This window comes from Oceanobacillus longus, assembly GCF_042650085.1.
Taxonomy (GTDB): Bacteria; Bacillota; Bacilli; order Bacillales; family Amphibacillaceae; genus Oceanobacillus; species Oceanobacillus longus.
The window spans coordinates 25232-47925 of the sequence record NZ_JBHSAO010000016.1 but is presented as its reverse complement, the minus strand read 5'-3'; the positions used below and the strand labels follow the sequence as shown (position 1 = coordinate 47925).

General features: G+C 36.4%; 18 protein-coding genes and 2 pseudogenes. 6 read left to right on the top strand and 14 right to left on the bottom strand.

Translation table 11 applies throughout. From position 1 onward, the window contains the following. Positions 1-134: 134 nt before the first annotated feature. Positions 135-427: pseudogene (locus tag ACFOUV_RS17270) on the bottom strand (RNA polymerase alpha subunit C-terminal domain-containing protein). 599 nt (positions 428-1026) lie between these two features. On the opposite strand from ACFOUV_RS17270, the gene uvsE reads away from it, so the two are divergent. After that, positions 1027-1980 (top strand): UV DNA damage repair endonuclease UvsE, encoded by a 954-nt coding sequence (uvsE, locus tag ACFOUV_RS17265; protein WP_379498026.1) that lies wholly within the window; start codon positions 1027-1029, stop codon positions 1978-1980. 75 nt (positions 1981-2055) lie between these two features. Here uvsE and ACFOUV_RS17260 read toward each other — a convergent pair whose 3' ends face one another. The 3 genes from ACFOUV_RS17260 to ACFOUV_RS17250 all read right to left on the bottom strand — a co-directional run bounded on the left by ACFOUV_RS17260 (position 2056) and on the right by ACFOUV_RS17250 (position 4466). Further along, positions 2056-2253, bottom strand: a complete 198-nt coding sequence (locus ACFOUV_RS17260; RefSeq protein WP_379498025.1) for a hypothetical protein — start codon at positions 2251-2253, stop codon at positions 2056-2058. 378 nt (positions 2254-2631) lie between these two features. After that, positions 2632-3804 (bottom strand): translocation protein TolB, encoded by a 1173-nt coding sequence (locus ACFOUV_RS17255; RefSeq protein WP_379498082.1) that lies wholly within the window; start codon positions 3802-3804, stop codon positions 2632-2634. A 227-nt stretch (positions 3805-4031) separates the two neighbouring features. Next, complete coding sequence (locus ACFOUV_RS17250; RefSeq protein ID WP_379498024.1) at positions 4032-4466, bottom strand: VOC family protein; 435 nt, start codon at positions 4464-4466, stop codon at positions 4032-4034. Positions 4467-4932: 466 nt separating this feature from the next. On the opposite strand from ACFOUV_RS17250, the gene ACFOUV_RS17245 reads away from it, so the two are divergent. After that, positions 4933-6129, top strand: a complete 1197-nt coding sequence (locus tag ACFOUV_RS17245; RefSeq protein WP_379498023.1) for an MFS transporter — start codon at positions 4933-4935, stop codon at positions 6127-6129. 455 nt (positions 6130-6584) lie between these two features. Here the strand turns inward: ACFOUV_RS17245 and ACFOUV_RS17240 are convergent, their stop codons facing one another. The 5 genes from ACFOUV_RS17240 to gltB all read right to left on the bottom strand — a co-directional run bounded on the left by ACFOUV_RS17240 (position 6585) and on the right by gltB (position 15368). Continuing rightward, a complete protein-coding gene (locus ACFOUV_RS17240; protein WP_379498022.1) occupies positions 6585-7040 on the bottom strand; it encodes a hypothetical protein in 456 nt (151 codons plus the stop codon). A 73-nt stretch (positions 7041-7113) separates the two neighbouring features. Next, positions 7114-7623, bottom strand: a complete 510-nt coding sequence (locus ACFOUV_RS17235) for a YfiT family bacillithiol transferase (RefSeq protein ID WP_379498021.1) — start codon at positions 7621-7623, stop codon at positions 7114-7116. A 326-nt stretch (positions 7624-7949) separates the two neighbouring features. Continuing rightward, positions 7950-9275 (bottom strand): type I glutamate--ammonia ligase, encoded by a 1326-nt coding sequence (glnA, locus tag ACFOUV_RS17230; protein WP_379498020.1) that lies wholly within the window; start codon positions 9273-9275, stop codon positions 7950-7952. 27 nt (positions 9276-9302) lie between these two features. Continuing rightward, positions 9303-10793, bottom strand: a complete 1491-nt coding sequence (locus ACFOUV_RS17225; RefSeq protein ID WP_379498019.1) for a glutamate synthase subunit beta — start codon at positions 10791-10793, stop codon at positions 9303-9305. 15 nt (positions 10794-10808) lie between these two features. Then, a complete protein-coding gene (gene gltB, locus ACFOUV_RS17220) occupies positions 10809-15368 on the bottom strand; it encodes a glutamate synthase large subunit (RefSeq protein WP_379498018.1) in 4560 nt (1519 codons plus the stop codon). A gap of 133 nt (positions 15369-15501) precedes the next feature. Here gltB and ACFOUV_RS17215 point away from each other — a divergent pair, with 133 nt between their 5' ends. Beyond that, positions 15502-16395, top strand: coding sequence for a LysR family transcriptional regulator (locus ACFOUV_RS17215; RefSeq protein ID WP_379498017.1), 894 nt, complete (start codon positions 15502-15504; stop codon positions 16393-16395). Positions 16396-16702: 307 nt separating this feature from the next. Here ACFOUV_RS17215 and ACFOUV_RS17210 read toward each other — a convergent pair whose 3' ends face one another. Continuing rightward, positions 16703-16954 (bottom strand): hypothetical protein, encoded by a 252-nt coding sequence (locus tag ACFOUV_RS17210; RefSeq protein ID WP_379498016.1) that lies wholly within the window; start codon positions 16952-16954, stop codon positions 16703-16705. Positions 16955-17010: 56 nt separating this feature from the next. After that, positions 17011-17295, bottom strand: coding sequence for a hypothetical protein (locus tag ACFOUV_RS17205; protein WP_379498015.1), 285 nt, complete (start codon positions 17293-17295; stop codon positions 17011-17013). 176 nt (positions 17296-17471) lie between these two features. On the opposite strand from ACFOUV_RS17205, the gene ACFOUV_RS17200 reads away from it, so the two are divergent. Further along, positions 17472-17660 (top strand): NAD(P)-binding domain-containing protein, encoded by a 189-nt coding sequence (locus ACFOUV_RS17200; protein ID WP_379498081.1) that lies wholly within the window; start codon positions 17472-17474, stop codon positions 17658-17660. On the opposite strand, the pseudogene ACFOUV_RS17195 reads toward ACFOUV_RS17200, so the two are convergent. The 3 genes and pseudogenes from ACFOUV_RS17195 to ACFOUV_RS17185 form a co-directional block, all read right to left on the bottom strand. After that, positions 17638-17874: pseudogene (locus ACFOUV_RS17195) on the bottom strand (oxidoreductase); the annotation flags it as partial. The gene ACFOUV_RS17200 and the pseudogene ACFOUV_RS17195 sit on opposite strands and share 23 nt — an antisense overlap. 126 nt (positions 17875-18000) lie before the next feature. Continuing rightward, on the bottom strand, positions 18001-20667 hold the full coding sequence (locus ACFOUV_RS17190; RefSeq protein ID WP_379498014.1) for a heavy metal translocating P-type ATPase: 2667 nt from the start codon (positions 20665-20667) through the stop codon (positions 18001-18003). A 14-nt stretch (positions 20668-20681) separates the two neighbouring features. Next, entirely contained in the window at positions 20682-21002 is a 321-nt protein-coding gene (locus tag ACFOUV_RS17185) for an ArsR/SmtB family transcription factor (protein ID WP_379498013.1), read from the bottom strand. A 250-nt stretch (positions 21003-21252) separates the two neighbouring features. Between ACFOUV_RS17185 and ACFOUV_RS17180 the strand changes: the two genes are divergently transcribed. Together ACFOUV_RS17180 and ACFOUV_RS17175 are read left to right on the top strand one after the other, a co-directional pair. Beyond that, on the top strand, positions 21253-21957 hold the full coding sequence (locus tag ACFOUV_RS17180) for a cytochrome c biogenesis CcdA family protein (protein ID WP_379498012.1): 705 nt from the start codon (positions 21253-21255) through the stop codon (positions 21955-21957). A 58-nt stretch (positions 21958-22015) separates the two neighbouring features. Continuing rightward, complete coding sequence (locus ACFOUV_RS17175; RefSeq protein WP_379498080.1) at positions 22016-22687, top strand: DsbA family protein; 672 nt, start codon at positions 22016-22018, stop codon at positions 22685-22687. The last annotated feature ends 7 nt before the right edge of the window (positions 22688-22694 follow it).

The following is a 22694-nucleotide window of genomic DNA, read 5'->3' as shown; positions in this document are numbered from 1 at the left end:
ATCTTCAATATCTTGTTTCGTACCCCCGTTACTTCCAACGTTGCTTGTTTAGTTATCAATGAAGTAACATTTAGCTGGTTTACTTTAAGAACACTACTTCACCCAATCAATGTTGCAATTGATAGGAACAAACATTATTCTTCTTTAAATGATAAACCAGCTTCTTCTAATGAAGTTCTCATAGTTGGTAAGGAAGCTGACCCAATACCATGGATTTTTAGAATTTCTTTTTCGGTATACTTTGATAGTTTTTGCAAAGTATCAATCCCTTCTGAGCTAAGGCATTTCTGGCAGGTGAACTTAGTTTCGATAGGAAGCCACTATCAGGTTTATTCTTTTTATCGCAAGTAGGGCAACTTGTACAGTTACTACTTTTGTAATACTTATGTCCTTTTTCACAAACCCTTAACTTTTTTTCAGCTGTCAAAATAATCCCTCCTACTTATTCCTGTATCAATATCGCATATTTCTTATTTTGTGTTAAAAGAGGTGCGTCAAAAAAACTGACGTACCTTGTTTCAGCTAACACGGCAGAAATTCGGGGAAAGGTTCAATCAGCTTTTACCAACATCTCTCTGGTTTTAGAAATATTAGGTGGATTGAATCTTAATAGTTGATGCATTTATAGATCGACCTTCCATTATACAACCTCTTAAAGTTTAGTAACCCGCTTCCATCATTACAAATGATATAAGTATACCAAATCTTTACACTAATTATAGTAGGTAGTCACATGAAAGCACGATTATTTTGACTTAACATTACGTTACTTTTTTCCATAGAACCATACTGGCTCAGAGAACTTCTCCTGAATATGATTGGATTTAATGATTTAAAATATTTTAGTAGGGTATTAAATAAGGCAACTAAACTTCAGGTCCAGTATTCTTTAATTCTGTATACATAAATAAATTCTTGCGGAAAATAAGATACTATATACGAAGCTTTCCTTCATGTTTAAATACTTTTAAAAGATACACCAGAATAGATTTCCATTTCAACATATTAAATAAAGGAGGACAGCAGATGAAGATTCGGTTCGGCTATGTAGCAAGCGCATTAGGTTTATGGGATGCAAGTCCTTCGAAAACGTTAACTTTTACACGCTATTCTGCGCTTCCTAAAAACGAGCGAATGGAAAAGTTGAAATCAATAACAGCTCAAAATTTACATCATACAAAGCGAATTTTGCATTATAATATCGCACATGAAATAGAGTTATATCGGCTTTCAAGCTCGCTTGTCCCTTTAGCAACCCATCCGGAAGTTATGTGGGATTTCATCACTCCATTTAAAAACGAATGGAAGGAAATAGGAAATCTAATCCGGCAATTCAATCTCAGAGTAAGCTTTCACCCAAATCAATTTACACTTTTCACAAGCCAAAGGGAAGAAGTAACGATGAATGCAGTAAAAGATATGGAATATCATTATAAAATGCTCGAAGCAATGGATGCTTTCGATAAGGGATTAATTAATATTCATATCGGCGGGGCCTATGGGGATAAAAATAAGACATTAGATCGTTTCCATGAAAATCTCAAGAAACTGCCAAAGGAAATTAAGAAGCACATGACGTTAGAAAATGATGATAAAACGTATGATGTTCAGGAGACACTCCTTACTTGCGAAAAGGAAAACATTCCAATGATACTCGATTATCATCACCATATGGCGAATAACGTGGAGAATGACCTGCCTCTGTACTTAGACCGTATATTTAAGACTTGGAATAATTTTAACATGGTACCGAAAGTCCACCTTTCTTCACCAAAATCGGAACATGCCTATCGTTCCCATGCTGATTTTGTCTCATTAGACTTTGTCCTCCCCTTCTTAAAGATGGCAAAGGAACTGAATCAGGACTTTGACATCATGATTGAAGCAAAACAAAAGAACCTAGCAATGCAGAGACTTGTAGAGGAAGTAGCTGCCATTCGGGGAGTCAAGCGGGCTTCCGGTTCATCTGTGGAATGGTAACAGCGGAAAACAAAGGACTCCCATTTAGGAAGTCCTCTGCATGCCATAACCTTTAAGGAATGACTTTATTTCATTCTAATCTCTTTTTTTGGAGACATGATTGTCTTCATCTCTACCCGTCTTGTTGTCCAACTCGTCACCAACAGCACCTGCAGCAGCACCAAATGGATCAAGAGCAGTAGCTATGTTATCTCCAGGAACAACACCTACACCACTTCCTACTCTTTTGCCAGCATCTTTATCGTCACGTTTGCGTTTGTTGTTATCAGCCATCTATTTCACTCCCTCGTTTATTATAGGGAAGTGCTATTGCTTTTAGTAGCACTGTCCTGTAACCTATTTTGTCCAATAGTTACAAATTTACGAGGTGGAATGAAGGCGCAGCATTTGTAAATTTTTTCTTCCTTCAACTCTTCTGCCACGTTATCAAATGAAAGACCATGTATATTAACGATCTCCTTATGGGTTAATGGTGCTTTCCTGGAAGAAGATTTCTGCATAGCAATGATATTTAGAAGGGCCCTTATCTGCTGTATGAGTTACCTTTCTTTTGTTGTTTCGCCTTGATTGGTCACTCATCGGCTGTATGAGTAACCTTTTTCTAAGCTAGTTTAATAAACCTGCCCTTTAAGATTGCTGCCAAAAGTATTATTAATGCTTACCATTCTGAGTAAAAAAAATTGGAGCTGAATCAACTTCCTTAATCCATTTATGTTCCCGACCACTTAATCCTTCCTTCACTAATACATCACCTTTTGTATTATTTAATCCCTTTCGAAACCAAGTAAGTTTAGAATCAATAACTTGAGGTTCTCTGTCAAGTTCATTTTTCTTTGGAAAAGAGATTTGTTTTTGCTCTTCTGTTTTAACATTGATAACATAAAGTTCTGTCAACATGGTTGGGACAGGTCCTTCATCCCATTCCTTGTTCTCTTTGGCACGAGCAACAATGACTTGTTCGGGTGAAAACCATTCCAAATCAAGATCGACATAACCTTTAGGTGTGTATTCCTTTTGCTGATTTGAAGTTGGTATATCAGCAATTGTGGTGTTTTTGTTCTCAACAAAAAATCTTCCTTCACCAGAAATATATGCGAGTTTGTTAGCTGATGGAGCCCACTTCATCCAGTCTTGATACCAAAGCATTTTCCCAATTACTTGAAAATCCTTTCCCTCTGATGACAAAACGCATAATGTATTACTATCATTTGACCAGGAACCTGTTGGAGTGGCTAGGAAGCTAATCCATTTTCCGTCAAAGCTCCATTTAAAGTCATCTGCGGAAATAGCAAAGAAATCTTGTTTTTTTGTTTGAATGGTATAAAAAGGGTTCATTTTCTCTTCAGAAAGATTTGCATCTACAGGAACCTTATAAAGCGGTATTGGTCCCCACCCAGTTGGACGCAAACTGGCTTGGGAAGAAACGATAAATTCTTTTCCGTTTGGGAACCACTCAAAATCACTAACACCTAGAGAGACATTTTCAAAACCATGTGGACGACCATTTTTCATTTTTGTAACATTTAGTATCCCATTTGAATTGTAAGCTAATTGATTTTTAATCGGGGACCATTTGAAGTTCGTTGTTTCAACCCTTACATATGGCTGGTAGTTTTCTTTTTCCTTTGTGTCATATATGAATAAGTCCGCTTTTTCTCCTTGCTCATCACCATCAATATAAGCAATAAATCGACCGTCATATGACCATTTTGGAGAATACACATATTTGTCCTTTGTAAGTTGTATTTCTGTCTCACCGCTTTTAATCCATAACTGGTTGTCACGAATAAAAGCTGCTTTTAATGGGGAAATTGCACTAACCATTGTCGTTAGATCTAAACTTATGAAAATAAGTAGTAATATTACCCGAAGTATCAAGATCATCCCTCCTACTTTTAGGATGACCTAATATTGGTTGAAAATTCTACTTAGATTATCTTAGAATAGATTATTTTCACTTATCTTTTTTTAGCTATTCTGCCATTTGGAACACTAAAGGTAGCAATTTTTGAATACTATTTTTCTGTATAATTCTTATCATACATCCATTGTTAATTCTCCTTTTTTTCCTCCCAAAGCTGTAATCGTTCTTCATGACTAACTTCTTTATATACTTGATGCAGCATCCATACATAACCAAAGGGATCCATGAAAATGGCATTCGACACTCCGTAGTCAGCCAGATCAGTCACTGGTTGTATCTCTGTACATCCTAAATCCATCGCCTTTTTATATGTCTCCTTAATATCTGGGACAGTAACGTTAACCCAACTCGTTTTAGGGTCATCAGGTTTTGGTGCTATTAAATGGAATTGTGGGTTTTCATCTAACATATGAAATTGAACACCATATAGAGTAAAAACTGCTTCATTTTCCCCTCTCGGTAAGTTTGAAACCTCAATCCGTTCGGTTTCAAATATTTTTTCGTATAGTTCCAATGCCTTTAAGCTATCTGTAACTACCAAGTCTAATTCTACTCCAGTCAAGCTGAACACACTCCTTTTTTTCTTAACTTCATCATTTTCCAAAGTTTAACCATTAAAGTATATCAAAATTCAATTCATCACACGGCGTTATATGGTTTCTTACTATAAGTCACAATTATTTTACTCCATTAACCGGCCACTATAGGTAATTTCTTAATCTGTCTTTTGTTTTTGTTTCATCGATTTTTACACTATATAGTTACTAATATATATGGTTAATCGATGTGGATACCAAAAAGAGGACTTTTGGTTTTCCACCATTTTTGCTTATTAGCAGCGACATGTGGTCTTTCATGTCCTTGATAGTATATATTATTAATTGCTTTCATTGAAAACAACTTTGAAAACAACTTTAAATATTTCTTAAAAAGATGGTAAGAATAAAGTTGTTATGATGTTAAAAGCAATTTTCACGTATAAATCATCCTACTTTTAGAATTATCATTGAAAGGCGGTCTTATATACTATGGATAAAGTAAAAGTTAAACTATGGACCAACCAATATTTAATAATTGTATTATTGTCTTTAGTTATGTTCGCTTCTTTTTATATGATTACGGCAGGTTTCCCCATTTTTGTATCAACCTTTAGTGATAATCCTGCGCTTGCGGGAATCATGACTACGACCTTAATGACTGCATCATTAATCACGCGCTTCTTTGCGAGCGTCATTATCCAAAAAGTTAACATGAAATTACTCCTCATTATTTCTCTCCTTTACTTTTTGGGTACAATCGGTCTAACTTTTGTAAGTCAGTCAATCGGATTTTTAATAGTCATTAGAGCTCTACAAGGCATTGGATTTAGTATGCTTACAATTTTAGTCTTTACGATATCAAGTAATATTGTTCCTAAATCTCGCTTAGGTGAAGGGATTGTTTTCTTCGCAATGTCTACAAGCGTTGGAACGACAATTGGGCCGCTAATCGCTATTGCTTACCTTGCAAATTACTCATTTGAATCGATGATGATGTTGACTCTAGGGCTCATGTCTTTTTCCCTTCTGTGTAGTTTTTTCACAAAAAATACAGCTAAAGTAGAAAATGAAAGTACACAGGCAACAGATAATGAACCTTTCTATAAGTACATGTTCGATAAGCGTGTTCTTCTTCCATGTATTTTGGTATCGCTGAATTATATGACTATTGCAGGAACGGTAAACTTTATGGGGGCGTTTGGTAAAGAGATCAATGTTGGCGGAAGTATTTCACAGTTTTTTATCGCACAAGGAATTGCAATGGTGTTAGTTCGTTCTTTTTCCGGTAAAATTTTTGATAAATTCGGTCACAGAATCCTTATTATTCCAGCTGCTGTTTCAGGGGCTGTAGGCTTAATCTTATTAGGCTTCTCCACTAGTATGTGGATGGTTCTCGTTTCAGGGGTATTATTCGGAATTGCTTTTGCCATTATCCATCCAATTGGCCAAGCTTGGGCGTTAACGCTTGTTCCACCCGAGAAAAAGTCAACAGCCAATTCGATGCTGCTAATTTTTATTGATTTTGGTTTGGCCTTTGGGTCAATCGGGCTTGGATTCTTAGCAAAATTTGTCGGTTACGGCATGACCTTTAGTCTTTCTGCTGTATTAATGATTATAATTTTGTTGTTGTATCTAATCGGGAGCAGGAAAACAGTACCATTTGAAGCTAATAAGAAACAACCCTGAACAAACAAACCAGAACCACTTAATCACATTTTTTGCTAAAACAAAATGTACGCTATACAAAAATCTCCCCTTAAGGAAAACAGATTTTTTCAACCTGTCACCTTAAGAGGAGCGTATCATTTTTTAGGCAGCTTACCTTTCCTACTTATATGGACATTGATTCCATTGAAGATTTACAACCTAAAGAATAACTGACGTTCATAAATCTCTGATATTACTAGGACCAATAAGGTTAAAATTAAATCCTCTCAAGTTTCTCTGACATTATGGCCTGTTTATTGAAAGAAAATCAGACCGCACTAGTTAGTTGTAGAAAATTTGGAGGTACAATCAGCCAAGTATGGCTAAGATTAGAATACAGTGAGTAGACTGTTAATCCCAAACAAATAAGTATTAAATAAAAAGAGCCTAAGTTATATCTTTTCTCCACAAAATTCCCCCTGTATTTACCTTTCTTATCCTTCTTCGTCTTCTTGATAATCAATAATTTCCTTAATGTAGTTAACATCGCTTTTATCGATTTGGTAATATTCTACTTGGTTCCAACTTTCCCCAATACGCTCGCCTATAATAGCACCTTCATCGATAAACCACACCCTAGAGTCAATTAAGCCGACTGATTGCTTTGGACTCATTACTACAATATATATATCTGGGTTTTCCACATCCTGATTTACATTTGTTAACTTATCTCTATGTAAATAAATCATCATAAAATTATCAATTATCGTTTGGTTTTCAGTATCAGTAAAAATATTACTATAATCAACTTGGTTTGGATTTTCATTATTTTTGTATCCAATCCTTAATTCCCTAGAAGCTTCGTTATTGTTTATGTTACCTGTAAAATAACCACCCAAAAATATGATAATAACAATAGCAATAACACTAATTATTTTTATCGATTTCATAAAATCTTCCTCCTTTCTTCATTTTAAAAATTGGCTTATCCAGATTTGATAAGCCAATTTTTAAAATATTATACTATTTTGATAATGCGATTTTTATATGGGCCAAGTGATGGTCTTCATGCCAAGCTAATTTGGCAACCTTTGTTGCAACTGTTATTTTACCGTTTATCTGGTGAGTAAAAGCTCGATCTAATTGCCCCTCAGTTAAACGATGACCCAAAGATACGATGCGCTCGTTTATACCTTCCAGCATTTTAATAGAGCTTTCTATAGGAAGATTTGTATCAGGTTGAACAGCCCACTTGTCTTGATCAAAATTTGGTACTGTTGGATTCTCATCTGTTAAAGCTAGCTTCAAACGTTGATACATGTTCACTTGAGAATCGGCAATGTGATGAACAAGTTGTTGAACTGTCCAACTACCATCACGATAAGTTTTGCTTAATTCCTCATCACTTAATGAGTCGACTGTTTCTCTTAATCGAGTCGTGTAAGTGTCGATTTGGCTTAACCATTCTTGAATATTTTCAAGTGTTACCTTTTCGGGTACTTGTAATTTGCCAATTGGGTACCTTACATCCATTTTTCAATCCCCCTATTAAATTATATTTCGGTATTAACCTATAATATACCTAATCTACTTAGTTCTTGTAAACCTCTTGACGTCATACAGAACCTACTTGGACATGAAAAAAGTGAAAAAACCCAGACAAGATTTCTAAAGAATATATTTTTTGATGAAAAGGAGCAAGAAAAGGAGTTTCTCCTTTTCTGGAATAACTTATAGGCTTTCTGTCACAACAACCTTCAAAATGAAACTAAGAGCCTCCTTGAAGTGGCAGCTCAAGGAGGCTCTTACTAAGTATATCCAGACTGTGAATAAATTGATACGAAACTTATAGGCCTGTATTAATAAGTGGTTAAGTACTGTTCGCGCTCCCATGGATGTACAGCTGTTCGAAAATTATCCCATTCAATTTCCTTTGCTTCCATGAAATGTTCAAATAGATGTTCACCTAATGCATTTACCAGGACTTCGTCTTTCTGTAGCTTCTCCAGCGCATCCATTAACGTAGCTGGCAAATCTTTCACACCATTTTCTTCGCGCTCAGCTTTATTCATCTCGTAAATATTGCGATCAACTGCATCAGGTGCTTCTAATTTATTTTCCACACCATCTAAACCCGCAGCTAGTAATACCGCTAAAGCCATATAAGGATTGGCAGAAGGATCAACACTGCGCGCTTCAACACGGGTGCTGAGTCCTCTTGAATTCGGGATACGTAATAAAGGACTTCTATTTGACCCAGACCATGCTACGTAACAAGGTGCTTCATAGCCAGGTACTAGTCGTTTATACGAATTTATAGTTGGATTTGTAACAGCAGTAAAATTTGTTGCATGTTCAATCACACCTGCAATAAATTGATATGCTGTGTTACTCAATTGCATTTCTCCACTTTTATCGAAGAACTTATTTTCTCCATCTTTAAATAAAGACATATTAACGTGCATTCCAGATCCGTTTACACCAAATAGTGGCTTAGGCATAAATGTTGCATGAAGGTTATGCTTTCTTGCAATTGTCTTTACAGCTAACTTAAATGTTTGAATATCATCTGCATGCTTAACAGCATCTGAATATTTAAAATCAATTTCATGTTGACCAGGAGCCACTTCATGATGGGATGCTTCAATTTCAAATCCCATTTCTTCTAACTCAAGAACAATATCTCTTCGGCAATTTTCCCCTAAATCTGTAGGAGCTAGATCAAAGTAACCTCCATGGTCATTAAGCTCTAATGAGGGATCTCCATTCTCATCTAATTTGAATAGGAAGAATTCAGGTTCTGTTCCAATATTAAATGTGTCGAATCCTAACTCTTCCATTTTTTTAAGATTTCGTTTCAAGTTATATCGTGGACATCCCTCAAACGGTGTACCATCTGGCTTATAGATGTCACAAATAAAACGAGCTACTTTACCTTTATCAGAAGTCCATGGAAACACTACAAATGTTTCTAAATCAGGATATAAGTACATATCTGATTCCTCAATACGTACAAAACCTTCGATTGAAGATCCATCGAACATCATCATATTATCCAATGCTTTATCTAATTGGCTAAGTGGAATTTCTACATTTTTAATCGTTCCCAGCATATCCGTAAATTGTAGTCGAATAAATCGAACATTTTCTTCTTCAATTATTTTATTAATTTCAGATTTGTTCATATCAGTACTCATCCTTTTCTACTAGTATTAGATTGATTCTTCCAGATAAGACGGAAGTGTGGAACTTCCCATTAAGTATTCGTCAACTTTATGGGCTGCTTCCCTCCCTTCATTGATGGCCCAAACGATTAAGCTTTGGCCACGTCTGGCATCACCTGCTGTAAAGACGTTATCGATATTGGTCATAAAGTTACCGTATGTCGCCTTTACGTTGCCATTTTCAGTGTCCAGACCAAGCTGCTGCAGCAACTGTTCATCAGGACCTTCAAAACCAATGGCAATCAAGACAAGCTGAGCCGGCCAAAACTTTTCTGTTCCGGGTATTTCACGGAATGTTGCCTTGCCGTTTTCGTCTGTAGTTTTTTCCATTTCCACGGTATGTACTTCTTTTAGACTCCCGTTTTCACCAGTAACGAACCGCTTTGTCTGAATACAGAACTGACGCGGGTCTTCGCCGAATTTGGCGGTTGCTTCTTTATGCGCATAATCCACGGTAAAGACGTTCGGAAATTCTGGCCACATGTTGCTTCCAATTCTGGCTGCTGGCGGTTTTGGATGCTTACCGAATTGCACCACACTGTTGCACTCTTGTCGAAGGGCTGTTGCAATGCAGTCTGCTCCTGTATCACCACCGCCGATAACGATGACATCTTTCCCTTTGGCATCGATGCATTCATCACCTTGTAGCAAATGCTTCGTGGAAGCTGTCAGATAATCCATTGCTAAATGGATACCCTCTGTATCTCTGCCAGCCATCTGTAAATCGCGCTGCTTTTGAGCACCGATACATAGGATGGTAGCATCATATTGATGGTTTAATGCTTCAAATGGGATGTCTTTGCCTGCTTCTGTATTCAGAACGAAATTAATGCCTTCCTGTTCAAGCAGCCGGATTCTGCGCTCGACTACTTCTTTTTCCAGTTTCATATTGGGAATACCGTACATCAATAGTCCACCTGCACGATCCTGGCGTTCATACACAGTGACGTGATGACCAACCTGATTCAATTGGTCGGCGCTGGCCAGCCCGGCAGGACCAGAACCAATGATGGCGACATTTTTCCCCGTTCTGTTTTTCGGGATCCGGGGTGTGATCCAACCATTTTCAAACCCTTTATCAATAATCGTACGTTCGATACTTTTAATCGTGACGGCAGGATCGGAAATCCCAAGTGTGCAAGATCCCTCACATGGTGCGGGACATGCCCTCCCGGTAAATTCCGGAAAGTTGTTCGTTTTTAATAGCCGTTCCAGTGCTTCTTTCCATCTTCCCTTATAAACCAGATCATTCCATTCCGGTATCAGGTTGTAAATCGGGCATCCTGTTGTGGCACCATTGATTATCTCCCCCATCTGACAAAAAGGCGTTCCGCAATCCATACATCTTGCCCCTTGCCGTTTCAATGATTCATCAGAGAAGGACGTATCATATTCACGCCAGTCATTTGTCCGGGTTAGTGGATCGCGTTTGTTGGTCTCCTCACGCTGATAGTCCATAAATCCTGTCGCTTTTCCCATATTCCTCTCTCCTTTCTACTGTACTACCGCATTTTCAAGTTTCTTAATTGGGATTTTTTTATTTTCTTTTTTCGCTTGGAAAGCACTCATATGTGCTTCTTCTTCTGATTCACCAACATCCCTAAACGATTGAATCGTATTCAACATATCCTGATAATCTTTCGGAATAACTTTGACAAATTTATTTACTGCTTCCTCCCAATTTTCTAAAACATGTGCAGCTTTACTACTATTTGTATAGTGTAAATGCTTTTGAACCATTTCTTTCACTTTATTCATTTCTTCTATATCTTGTAGTCTTTCGATTTTTATCATTTCTTGATTGCTTAAGTTTTTGAATTTCTCTCTATCCTCTGCAAGTACATAAGCGATTCCACCAGACATACCGGCTCCAAAGTTTTTACCAACTTCACCAAGCACAACAACACGTCCACCAGTCATATATTCACAACCATGGTCACCAATTCCTTCAACAACAATGTTTGCACCACTATTTCGAACAGCAAAACGTTCACCAGCCATACCGTTGATGTAGGCTTCACCACTTGTTGCGCCATAGAAAGATACGTTACCAGCAATAACATTATCTCTTGGAATAAAAATAGATTCCTTCGGTGCAGAAACAACTATTTTACCTCCTGATAGACCTTTGCCAACATAGTCATTGGCATCTCCATAGAGGATTAGTGACATACCTTTTGGAATGAACGCTCCAAAACTCTGACCTGCAGAACCATAAAAGCGTAGTATAATCGTATCTACAGGTAATCCTTCATTCCCATATCGTTTAGAAATCTCACTACCTGTTATCGTACCTGTTGCACGATCAATATTTCTAATCGGGAACTTTAAATCAACTTTTCCTTTTGACTCAATCGCTGACTGGACAGCAGGTAAAATTTCTCTCATATCGAGTGATTCATTAATTTTATGGTTCTGTGGTGTACTAAATATGCGTCCACCAGTAGTAGGTTGATAGAGTATTTTTGAAAGATCAAGGTCTTTTGCTTTCCAATGTGCTTTCGCTCTGTTACTTACTCCTAGCACATCTGTACGGCCGACCATTTCATCAACCGTTTTGAAACCAAGTTGCGCCATAATTTCACGTAACTCCTCGGCAACAAACCGCATATAATTCACAATATGATCAGGATTCCCAGTAAATTTTTTGCGCAACTCTGGATTTTGCGTTGCGACTCCTACAGGACAAGTATCCATATGACAAACACGCATCATCACACACCCAAGAACAACAAGAGGTGCTGTTGCAAATCCAAATTCCTCTGCCCCAAGTAATGCCGCCATCGCTACATCTTTACCAGTTAGTAATTTACCATCCGTTTCTAATACAACTCTTTCTCTTAACCCATTAAGCATTAATGTTTGGTGTGCTTCTGCTAATCCTAATTCCCATGGTAAACCAGTATGCTTCACACTCGTTTTTGGCGATGCACCTGTACCGCCATCGTAACCAACAATCGAAATAACATCTGCGTTTCCTTTGGCTACACCGGCAGCGATTGTACCAACACCAGATTTAGCTACAAGCTTCACACTAATTCTTGCGTCACGATTTGCATTCTTTAAATCGTGGATTAATTGAGATAAGTCCTCAATGGAATATATATCATGGTGTGGAGGTGGTGAAATGAGACCTACTCCTGGTATAGACCCTCGAACACCTGCAACCCATGGGTATACTTTATTACCAGGTAACTGTCCACCTTCACCAGGTTTTGCCCCTTGAGCCATTTTGATTTGTAATTCATCAGCACTAACTAAATAGTGGCTATTTACTCCAAATCGCCCCGATGCAATTTGTTTAATCGCGCTTCTGCGTAAATCTCCATTTTCATCAATCGTATAACGATTTGAGTCTTCTCCACCCTCACCACTGTTACTTTTACCACCCAAACGATTCATTGCAATTGCGAGTGCTTCATGAGCTTCCTGACTCAGTGAACCAAATGACATAGCGCCAGTTTTGAAACGTTTGACGATGGAATCTATAGACTCAACTTCATCAAGAGGAATCGATTGGTTAACATCAAATGAGAACAAGTTACGTAAAAATCCTATGCGTTCTTCATCTGCAGCCTTTGAGAAGTCTTTAAAAAGGCTATAATCTCCTCTACGACATGCCCATTGAAGCGTATGAATCGTTTTTGGATTGAACGCATGATGTTCACCAGTTTTCCTCCACTGGAAATCACTCCCTGGTTCCAAGGATTGATCAACAGATTGGTGATAACCATTTTGATGTCTGATTGCCGCTTCTTTAGAAATTGTATCCAATCCAATGCCATCAATTTGCGATGCAGTTCCAGTAAAGTATTTTTCAATTACTTCATTACTAATACCAACAGCTTCGAAAATTTGGGCACCACGGTAACTTTGCACTGTAGATATCCCCATTTTAGACATTACTTTTACCACACCTTCTGTAACAGCAGCAATGTATTTTCTAACAACTTCTTGATAGCAGACAGTTAAATTTCCACGATTAATTTCGCGCTTATAGGATTCAAATGCTAAATACGGGGTAATAGCATCTACACCATAACCTAACAAGGCAGCAAAATGATGAACCTCTCTTGTCTCACCAGTTTCAGCAATAATACTTACTTTTGTTCTGCTTCCATGGCGAACAAGGTATTGGTGCAATCCGCTTACTACTAATAAAGCAGGAATTGCAATGTTCGTAGCACTCATATTTCGATCAGATAAGATTAATAGATTCACACCGTCTTTTATAGCTTGATCTGCTTGCTTAAACACAGACTTTAAACTAGCTTCTAAATCACCGGTAAATAGCGTATCAATGGTTTTGCTCAAAAAACCTTCATATTTATTAGCTTTCAATTGATTCAATTGTTGATTAGAAAGAACTGGGGATTCTAGTTGAATACGATGACAGTTTGTTTCATCCGAATGTAAGATATTTCTTTCAGGCCCTAACAATGTCATTGTCGATGTAACGACCTGTTCTCGATACGCATCGATTGGCGGGTTCGTTACTTGAGCAAACAATTGTTTAAAATAGTTGAAAAGTGATTGGGCATGATCAGACAATACTGCTAGCGGAGTATCGTTCCCCATCGAACCAATCGGATCTTTTCCTTGGTTAACCATTGGTATTAAATACTTTTCAATATCTTCTGTCGTATAACCAAAAGCTTTTTGCCTTTCAAGTAAGTTGGTTATTGGCTCTTCATCACCACCGGTTATTTCCTCATCCAATTTAACTAATTTATCATTTAACCATTCTTTGTATGGATGTGCTAATGCCACTTTGTTCTTGATTTCTTCATCGGCAATTATACGCCCTTCTTCTAAATCAATTAGAAGCATTTTCCCTGGACGAAGACGGTCTTTATATAAAATATTTTCTTCTTCTATATCAATAACGCCAACTTCAGAAGAATAAACAATATAATCATCTTTTGTTACATAGTAACGTGCAGGGCGCAAACCGTTACGATCCAAAATTGCACCAATTTGCTTCCCATCGGTAAACGTAATGGAAGTAGGTCCATCCCATGGTTCCATCAGACAACTATGGTATTCATAAAATGCTTTCTTCTCCTCTGACATATGAGTATTATTATTCCATGGTTCTGGAATTAACATCATTGCAGCTTGTGCTGGTGTCCTTCCAGCCAACGTAAAGAATTCCAGTGCATTATCTAGAGTGGAAGAGTCACTACCGTCTGCATTTAAAATAGGAAGGAGTTTATTTAAATCATCTCCAAATGCTTTTGATACAAATTGTTGTTCTCGCGCTCTCATCCAATTGATGTTGCCACGCAATGTATTAATTTCACCATTATGAATCAAATATCTGTTCGGATGTGCTCGTTCCCAGCTAGGGAATGTATTCGTACTAAATCTAGAGTGTACTAAAGAAAAAGCTGATACAAAGTCTTCATCTTGTAGCTCTACATAAAAGTCATCAACTTGATTCGATGTTAACAAGCCTTTGTAAACGATTGTTCTGTTAGATAGACTAGCAAAGTAAAAACGCATTTCACACTTATTCGCCCAATTTTCAGCTTGTTTTCTGATTACATATAACTTCCGCTCAAACGCTAATTCATTTGTAATATCATCATTCGCACCGATAAATACTTGACGAACCACCGGAGCAGTTTCTTTTGCCTTTTTACCGATTTTTCTGGCATCTGTAGGTACAGTTCTCCAGCCGAGAAGTTTCTGACCCTCATTTTCTATTAATTCGTTAACAAAATTTTCTATTTTGCCTCTCTCTTGATCGTCATTCGAAAAGAAAACCATTCCTACGGCGTATCGTCCTTTATCTGGTAAATTTAGCTCTGGGCATACTTTCCGGAAATAATCATCCGGTATTTGAACCATCAGTCCAGCACCGTCACCTGTGTTTGGGTCACTGCCTTGTCCACCACGGTGGTCTAACTGACATAACATTTGTAAGCCTTTTTTTACAATATCATGTGTTGCTAATCCTTTTATATGTGCATATAAGCCAATACCGCATGCATCGTGTTCGAATTCGGGACGGTATAAACCTTGTGCATTAGGCATCTGATTGTAATTCATATAATAAACTCCCCGTTTCCAACTTTTTGAAGTGTCTGAAAGTATCTTATATGTTATTATTAATCGAAACAATATATAATTAAGATAGAAAATATCTCGTTTTGATATATATTAAATTTTGGAGGAGTTCAATATGGAGTTAAGACAACTTGTTTATTTTATAGAAGTTGCTGAACGAGAGCATGTTTCTGAAGCTGCTGCAAACCTGCATGTAGCACAGTCTGCAGTTAGTAGACAAATTGCAAATTTAGAAGCAGAATTAGGAGTTTCATTATTTGACAGAGAAGGGAGAAACATAAAAATTACGCATATTGGTAAAACTTTTTTATCTCATGCCAAAACAGCTATAAAAGCTGTTGAACATGCAAAAAAGCAGGTTGATGAGTATCTAGATCCAGAACGAGGTACCATAAAAATAGGTTTTCCAACTAGTTTAGCTAGCCATTTACTCCCGATGATTGCTTCCGAATTTAAAAAGAAGTATCCACGAATCGCTTTCCAATTACGGCAAGGATCATATAATTTCCTCATAGAATCAGTGAAGAAACGGGAAATTGATGTTGCATTTCTTGGCCCAGTACCAACAGACGACCCTGAAATTAAAGGAGATATCTTATTTTTGGAAAGACTACATGCTCTTGTACCTAGTACAAATCCGATTGCTAATAAAAAGAGTGTACATTTACTTGAACTAAGCAATGAAGCCTTTGTGTTATTTCCAAAAGGATTTATTCTTCATAATTTAGCCATTGAAGGATGTAAACAAGCAGGTTTCAGACCGATTGTTACGTCAGAAGGAGAAGATCTTGACGCGATTAAAGGGCTCGTTGCTGCTGGTATCGGTATTACATTATTACCTGAAAGCGCATTTGATAATAGTAATCCGCATTATTCAAAAAAACTAATAATAGACACACCTCAGCTGCGTCGTACAGTTGGAATAATTACTCCAAAAAATAAAGAGTTATCACCTTCTGAGAAAGTTTTTTATAATTTTGTAAAAGAGTTTTTCTCTGTATTGCAGTAATTCAATATCACAAAAAGAAAAGGTTATGGAAAAACCATAACCTTTTCTTTTTGATTTGTTTTTTAACCCCTTTGCTCCAAATGAAAATCTGGATGCATAGCGTCTTCCATTCATAACTAGCTGTGCGATTATTCGCAGCTTTGGTGTTTCTTTTCGTGGGTAAGTTATCATCGGGCTCTTTGGACTTTTTGTCGGAGGAGCGGCAAGACTTCTTGAGACGGATAATAACTTGACGGAAAAGAGTATGTTCTAACTAATCCCTTGTATTTGAATATTGACCAATTCTATTATTCTTGATAGCTGTGCATTATGGTTGATTCCAAAAGAAAGTCGTAACTATAAAAGGGAAAACAATTGTAATAAATAAAATAATTCCATTACCTAATAAACCAATCTTTTTATACATACCTTTCTCGGCAAGTAACGCCAAAATAAACCCTATTACTGATACAATAACTCCAACTATTAGAAAACTGTCATTACCAAATAATACAAAAATGTAAGAAACTAACCCAACGAAAAATAAAACGGTTGAAAGCACACCAATTTTGCTATTCATAATTATTTCGCCCCAATCTATTTATTCGTCTTTTATCTAACTCTCGCACCATATAGTTACACAACATTTTTAAGCCAAGTTACTATACGGAGAACATGAAGTGGTTCAAACCAAGTTATAAAAAATAAAATAACAAAGAAAGAAATCAGTGATATAAATTTCATACTGCCTTTTTCGTTTTTAAAAATAGCAATAAAACTAAAAATAGCTCCTAACAATATAAAAATAACTCCTATAAATACAACAAGTTCATAATAACCCTCTCTAATCCAGTTTAACCCAAAACAAAATAACCCCAATATAATAAATACTATTGACCTTTTGCTGTTTGATTTCAACATACATCCCCCTTTAAATTGATTGTACCATTCTTGATAAACTGCCAGTTAGTTGAAGTATATTTGTTCACAAACTTCCATATATTATTTCAATTATTTTTATAAATTCAGTTTACTTGAAGCATAAAAAAGAGCATAATATATGCCCTTCCTAAGAAACGAATTTATGAAATGATGGTATTCTTAATTTATTATTACCGATTAAACATAACACTCGTGTAACGAGTGTTCAAAAACAGAAAAATATCTATTACGTTTCGACAGAGCATATGGAATATAAAGCTGAAAATATCATAATAGCAACTGGGCCTTTTCAGAAGCCAAAAACACCCGATTTTCTAAACAATTTATCAAAAGAGATAGATTAAAAGACACTGCATAGTCTTTCAAATATTGTGATATCTCGTCTTTTGAGGGAAAACCATTGGAATCCCCATTGAGTTCGAGTCCCGGCAAAGAACTGAATGATCTTGGAGTAAACAAGACTAAGGAATCGTACCTCTTATCCCATACCTCTCCTACTTCTTGACCTCTATCTAATATGAGAAAAGAATGATTAAATTGTTTTAAATAATAACCCATTGCAAGACCTGCTTGTCCAGCACCAATAACCAATCGTATTGTACATTTCTTCACATCTTAGTTGTAAAGGCTTATTTGGATTAAATAGGTAAGCTGTTCACCTATCATTGAACAGCTTACCTATAATTAATCTTTAACCCTTAAAAGTCGTAGGGCATTTAAAATTACGATAATAGCAGCCCCGGTATCGCTAAGCACAGCCATCCAAAGTGTCAGCCACCCCGGAAATATAAGAACTAATGCTATAAATTTTACAATTAAAGAAAACCAGATATTTTGCTTGATAATCGCTAATGCTTTTCTGCTTAGTTTAATGGTATGTGGTAATTTTTCCAGATTATCCGCCATTAAAACAATATCGGCAGTCTCCATTGCTGTGTCCGTTCCTGCGCCACCCATTGCAATCCCTAAATTTGCAGTTGCAAGTGCGGGTGCATCGTTTATTCCGTCGCCAACCATGGCTACCTTGTGACCTTCACTTTGTAATTGTTTAATCGCATCTACTTTGTCTTCTGGCAATAGTTCTGCAAAATAACGATTGACATTCGTTTGACTTGAAATCATTTTGGCAGTACCTTCATTATCACCGGTTAACATGACAAGTTGTTTTACACCAACTTGTTTCAATCCATTCAATGCTTTTACTGTAGTAGAGCGAATAGTATCGGAAACAGAGATAATCCCCATGATTTCCTGCCCTGTACCGATAATGACTACTGTTTTCCCCTGACTTTGCATCTCTTCTACCTTAGACCTTACATCATCTAAAGATATTTCCAGATCTTCAAACAGTTTTAGATTACCAGCATAATGAACTTTTGCATTAACTGTTGCTTGAACACCCTTACCGACTATATTTTTAAATAACTCTCCATTTTTTGCCTGAATTCCCTTATCTTTGGCATATTTAACTATTGTTTTTGCTATTGGGTGTGTGGAGTAATCTTCTAATGTTAATGCTAGTGATATTAATTCGTTTTCTGAAATAGTAAACGCTTCAACACCAGAAACCTTTGGTTTTCCTTCGGTTAATGTCCCTGTTTTATCAAACGCAATTGCATCAATAGCGCCTGCTTTTTCTAGGAATGTACCACCCTTGATTAAGACACCATTCTTTGCAGCATTTCCGATAGCAGAAACAATAGCAACAGGAGTAGATATAACCAACGCACAAGGGCAGGCAACTACTAATAATGCAAGTCCTTTATAAACCCACTCACCCCAAGTGCCAAAGCCAAAAAGTGGTGGTAACACGATGACAACTAATGCTAAAGCAAAAACAATTGGTGTATAGATGCTAGCAAACTTATCGATAAAAGCTTGAGTTGGAGCCTTTTGCTCTTGTGCTTCCTCAACTAAATGAATGATTTTGGCAATGGTCGTATCTTCGACTAACTTGGTGACTTTGATCTCAATAGAACCACTTTCATTAATTGTTCCTGCATATACAGTATCTCCGATTAATTTATCGACTGGGATTGACTCCCCAGTGATAGGTGCTTGATTAACGCTAGTTTCGCCCTGGATGACTTCACCATCTAGTGGGATTCGATCACCGGGTTTAATAACAACAATCTGACCAACTGAAACTTCTTCTACTGGCTTCTTAACTAATTCCGAGCCTACTTTAATCCATGCCTCTGAAGGTGCTAAATCCATCAGATTACGTATAGATTTTCTCGTTTGTTCAATGGATCTATTTTGCAGGGCATTACCTAACGCAAATAACCATACTACGGTTGCACCTTCAAACCATTCTCCAATCAATGCAGCTCCAATTGCTGCTGCTGACATTAGGACATTCATGTCTAACGAACGACTTTTTATAGCATAATAGGCACTTTTCACAGGTTTATAGCCACTTATAACGATAGCAATAGCAAATAGAATGGTGGTCATTAATGGAGATACACCATTATAAGAACCAATAAAACCAAGTGCAATTAAAATACCGGAAAAGGTAATTAAGCCATATCCCTCTTTGTTTTTGGGAGTATCTGAAGATTTATTGCTATTATTAATTAGTGAAGCGTTAAACCCTAGTTTAGATACTTCCGAAACAATATCATCTACACTATTTTCATGCTCTACTTTCATTTTTCCAGTTGAAAAATTGACAGTAACTGTATTAACTGTTGCAATCGAATTTAAATGATTTTCAATACTTTTAGCACAACTACTGCAGTCCATTCCTATAACATCGTAAGTTCTTAAATCTTTATTTTGTATTAGTGGTTCAGCAGTATAGCCGAGTTTTTGGACTTCACTCTCTATGCTGTCAAGAGATAATGCGTTGCTTCCGATAATCTGCAATTTTGCAGTATTATAATTTACCTTGGCCTCTTGAATGTCAATTAAGTTAGTTAAGCCTTTTTCTATCGTTAGTGCACAAGAAGGGCAATCCATCCCGTGTATTCGATATTCGACCTTTTCACCCTTAACAGGTGTCGCGTTTAAGTTAGTTATATCCTTAACTTCATTGCTACAACAACTTGATGTCTCTAAGCTGATATTATCTTCTTTGTTGCTGCAACAAGACTTTATCTCTAAATCTTTCTTTGGTTCCTGGCTGCAACAATCGCTAGTAGTATTATCATTTATATTCTTATTCTTAGATTGACTACAACAAGATGAATTAGTTGTAGTAATTGCTATTCCCTGAAATGAATTTTGACTGCTGCAACAACTGTCCCCTTCTTTTGTTGCCACCTTTTCGGGATTATTATGACAACAGTCTTTATTATCTTCACTAGTTATTAGTTCTTCTTTTGGACCACAGCACTTATCTGCCATTCATCCTACCCCCATTAATCTATATGATTTTTACAACAAGCAATATCATTTTGAATATCTTCAAGCACAACATCAAACTTGGTTAACAAATCACGTACTAGTTGGTTACGCACACGGTAGTATACATATTTTCCATCTTGTCTCCCGACAATTAGCCCACAACCCTTTAAGCATGCCAAATGCTGTGATATGTTCGATTGATTGCCCTTTAAATCATCAACAATTTGCGTAACTGTTTTTTCCCCTTCTTTTATGCTTTCGAGTATTTGAATCCTCGTTTTATGTGAAAATCCATGCATGAATTTCATCTTCGTATCAATATCAACTTTTAACATTTTTTAGCCCCCGATTATATTAGACATCACTAATATGTTTTGTTATTATCATATTAGCAGTTTCTAATATGTGTGTCAATTTCAAATAATTTACGGAAAAGCGCGGAATTATTAATGTAAGAAAATTGTCAGAGTATGTATATTTTAAAAATGGTACTCTATAGTGGGAGGAATTCAGCATAGAGCAAATAATAATAAGGGAATGGAACTAAAAATGTGATTAAAATTCAATCTGAAGGGAGGATAATTTATGCCGGAAATTAACGTTTTTCTTGCTTTTAGTGCCGGATTTTTATCATTTATTTCACCATGTGTACTACCACTTTATCCAGTCTTTTTGTCATATATAACTGGTATGAGCGTTAGTGAAATAAATGGGGAAAATAAGAAAATAAATAAAAAAGCGTTACTACATACGATCTTATTCTTATTAGGATTTTCGAGTATATTTATTATGATCGGCTTTACTACAACATTTATATCTGAGTTCCTATTAACATATCAGGATATTATTAGGCAGTTGGGAGCCATTGTAATTATGTTCTTCGGTCTAGTCATTATAGGGGTACTCAATTTCGAATTTTTGATGAAGGACAAAAAGATTACATTTAAAAATCGCCCAGGCGGATTTTTTGGTTCATTTATTATTGGAATGGCTTTCTCTTTAGGTTGGACACCTTGTACAGGACCCATACTTGCAATAGTACTTTCATTGGCTGCAACTAGTCCGAATACAGGCATGATTATGATGATAAGTTATATATTAGGATTTTCTATTCCATTTCTATTATTATCTTTCTTTATAGGTAAATTTAAGTGGATTAAAAAACATAACAATCGAATAATTAAAATTGGTGGTTATGTAATGATTATCATGGGGGTTGCACTCTTTTTTGACTGGATGACTAAACTAACTTCATTTTTAGCAGGATGGTTTGGTTTCTATGGATTTTAAAGAGTTATTTAATTTTTTGTATAAAGAACAAATCAATATAAGGAAGAGAGATGTTTTAATGAAAAGTAAAAATTCAACTTTAAAAATATTAGTAATTATAACTACCGTAGTCATTCTGTTGGGAATAGCGTTGGTAGTACTAAATAACAGTAAAAATCCAGACAATGGGGAAACATTTGCTGAACAGCCGCCTATTGAAGGACAACCTATATTAGGTGAAGCCGATGCACCCGTAACCGTGGTAGAATTTGGAGACTTTAAATGCCCATCTTGTAAGGCTTGGGGTGAAACTATTTTTCCGCAACTGGTAAAAGATTACGTCGATACAGGAAAAGTTAAATTTTCTTATATAAATACATTGTTCCATGGTGAAGAGTCTACGTTGGGCTCAATGGCAGCCGAATCTGTTTATGAGCAAAGCCCTGATACTTACTGGGAATTCCATACAACGCTTTTCGATGAACAGCCAAGTGAAAATCATCATAGTCAATGGATAACTAATGAAAAAATCCTTGAAGTAGCAAATGGAATTGAAAACATTAATGTACAACAATTAGAATTAGCACTTGAAGAACAGTCAGGATTAGAGGAAGTAAAAAAAGACACTGAATTAGTAGAGAAATTTAATGTTCAAATGACCCCAAGTATAATGGTAAATGACATAATGCTAGAAGACCCATTTGATTATGAAGCGATTAAAAAACTTATAGAACAAGAGTTGGAAGGATAATCGGGTT

Excerpts from the sequence above, each read along its gene's own strand:
- uvsE (WP_379498026.1), top strand. The coding sequence starts at position 1,027 with ATGAAGATTCGGTTCGGCTATGTAGCAAGCGCATTAGGTTTATGGGAT.
- ACFOUV_RS17260 (WP_379498025.1), bottom strand. The coding sequence starts at position 2,253 with ATGGCTGATAACAACAAACGCAAACGTGACGATAAAGATGCTGGCAAA.
- ACFOUV_RS17255 (WP_379498082.1), bottom strand. The coding sequence starts at position 3,804 with ATGGTTAGTGCAATTTCCCCATTAAAAGCAGCTTTTATTCGTGACAAC.
- ACFOUV_RS17245 (WP_379498023.1), top strand. The coding sequence starts at position 4,933 with ATGGATAAAGTAAAAGTTAAACTATGGACCAACCAATATTTAATAATT.
- ACFOUV_RS17240 (WP_379498022.1), bottom strand. The coding sequence starts at position 7,040 with ATGAAATCGATAAAAATAATTAGTGTTATTGCTATTGTTATTATCATA.
- ACFOUV_RS17235 (WP_379498021.1), bottom strand. The coding sequence starts at position 7,623 with ATGGATGTAAGGTACCCAATTGGCAAATTACAAGTACCCGAAAAGGTA.
- glnA (WP_379498020.1), bottom strand. The coding sequence starts at position 9,275 with ATGAACAAATCTGAAATTAATAAAATAATTGAAGAAGAAAATGTTCGA.
- ACFOUV_RS17225 (WP_379498019.1), bottom strand. The coding sequence starts at position 10,793 with ATGGGAAAAGCGACAGGATTTATGGACTATCAGCGTGAGGAGACCAAC.
- gltB (WP_379498018.1), bottom strand. The coding sequence starts at position 15,368 with ATGAATTACAATCAGATGCCTAATGCACAAGGTTTATACCGTCCCGAA.
- ACFOUV_RS17215 (WP_379498017.1), top strand. The coding sequence starts at position 15,502 with ATGGAGTTAAGACAACTTGTTTATTTTATAGAAGTTGCTGAACGAGAG.
- ACFOUV_RS17210 (WP_379498016.1), bottom strand. The coding sequence starts at position 16,954 with ATGAATAGCAAAATTGGTGTGCTTTCAACCGTTTTATTTTTCGTTGGG.
- ACFOUV_RS17205 (WP_379498015.1), bottom strand. The coding sequence starts at position 17,295 with ATGTTGAAATCAAACAGCAAAAGGTCAATAGTATTTATTATATTGGGG.
- ACFOUV_RS17190 (WP_379498014.1), bottom strand. The coding sequence starts at position 20,667 with ATGGCAGATAAGTGCTGTGGTCCAAAAGAAGAACTAATAACTAGTGAA.
- ACFOUV_RS17185 (WP_379498013.1), bottom strand. The coding sequence starts at position 21,002 with ATGTTAAAAGTTGATATTGATACGAAGATGAAATTCATGCATGGATTT.
- ACFOUV_RS17180 (WP_379498012.1), top strand. The coding sequence starts at position 21,253 with ATGCCGGAAATTAACGTTTTTCTTGCTTTTAGTGCCGGATTTTTATCA.
- ACFOUV_RS17175 (WP_379498080.1), top strand. The coding sequence starts at position 22,016 with ATGAAAAGTAAAAATTCAACTTTAAAAATATTAGTAATTATAACTACC.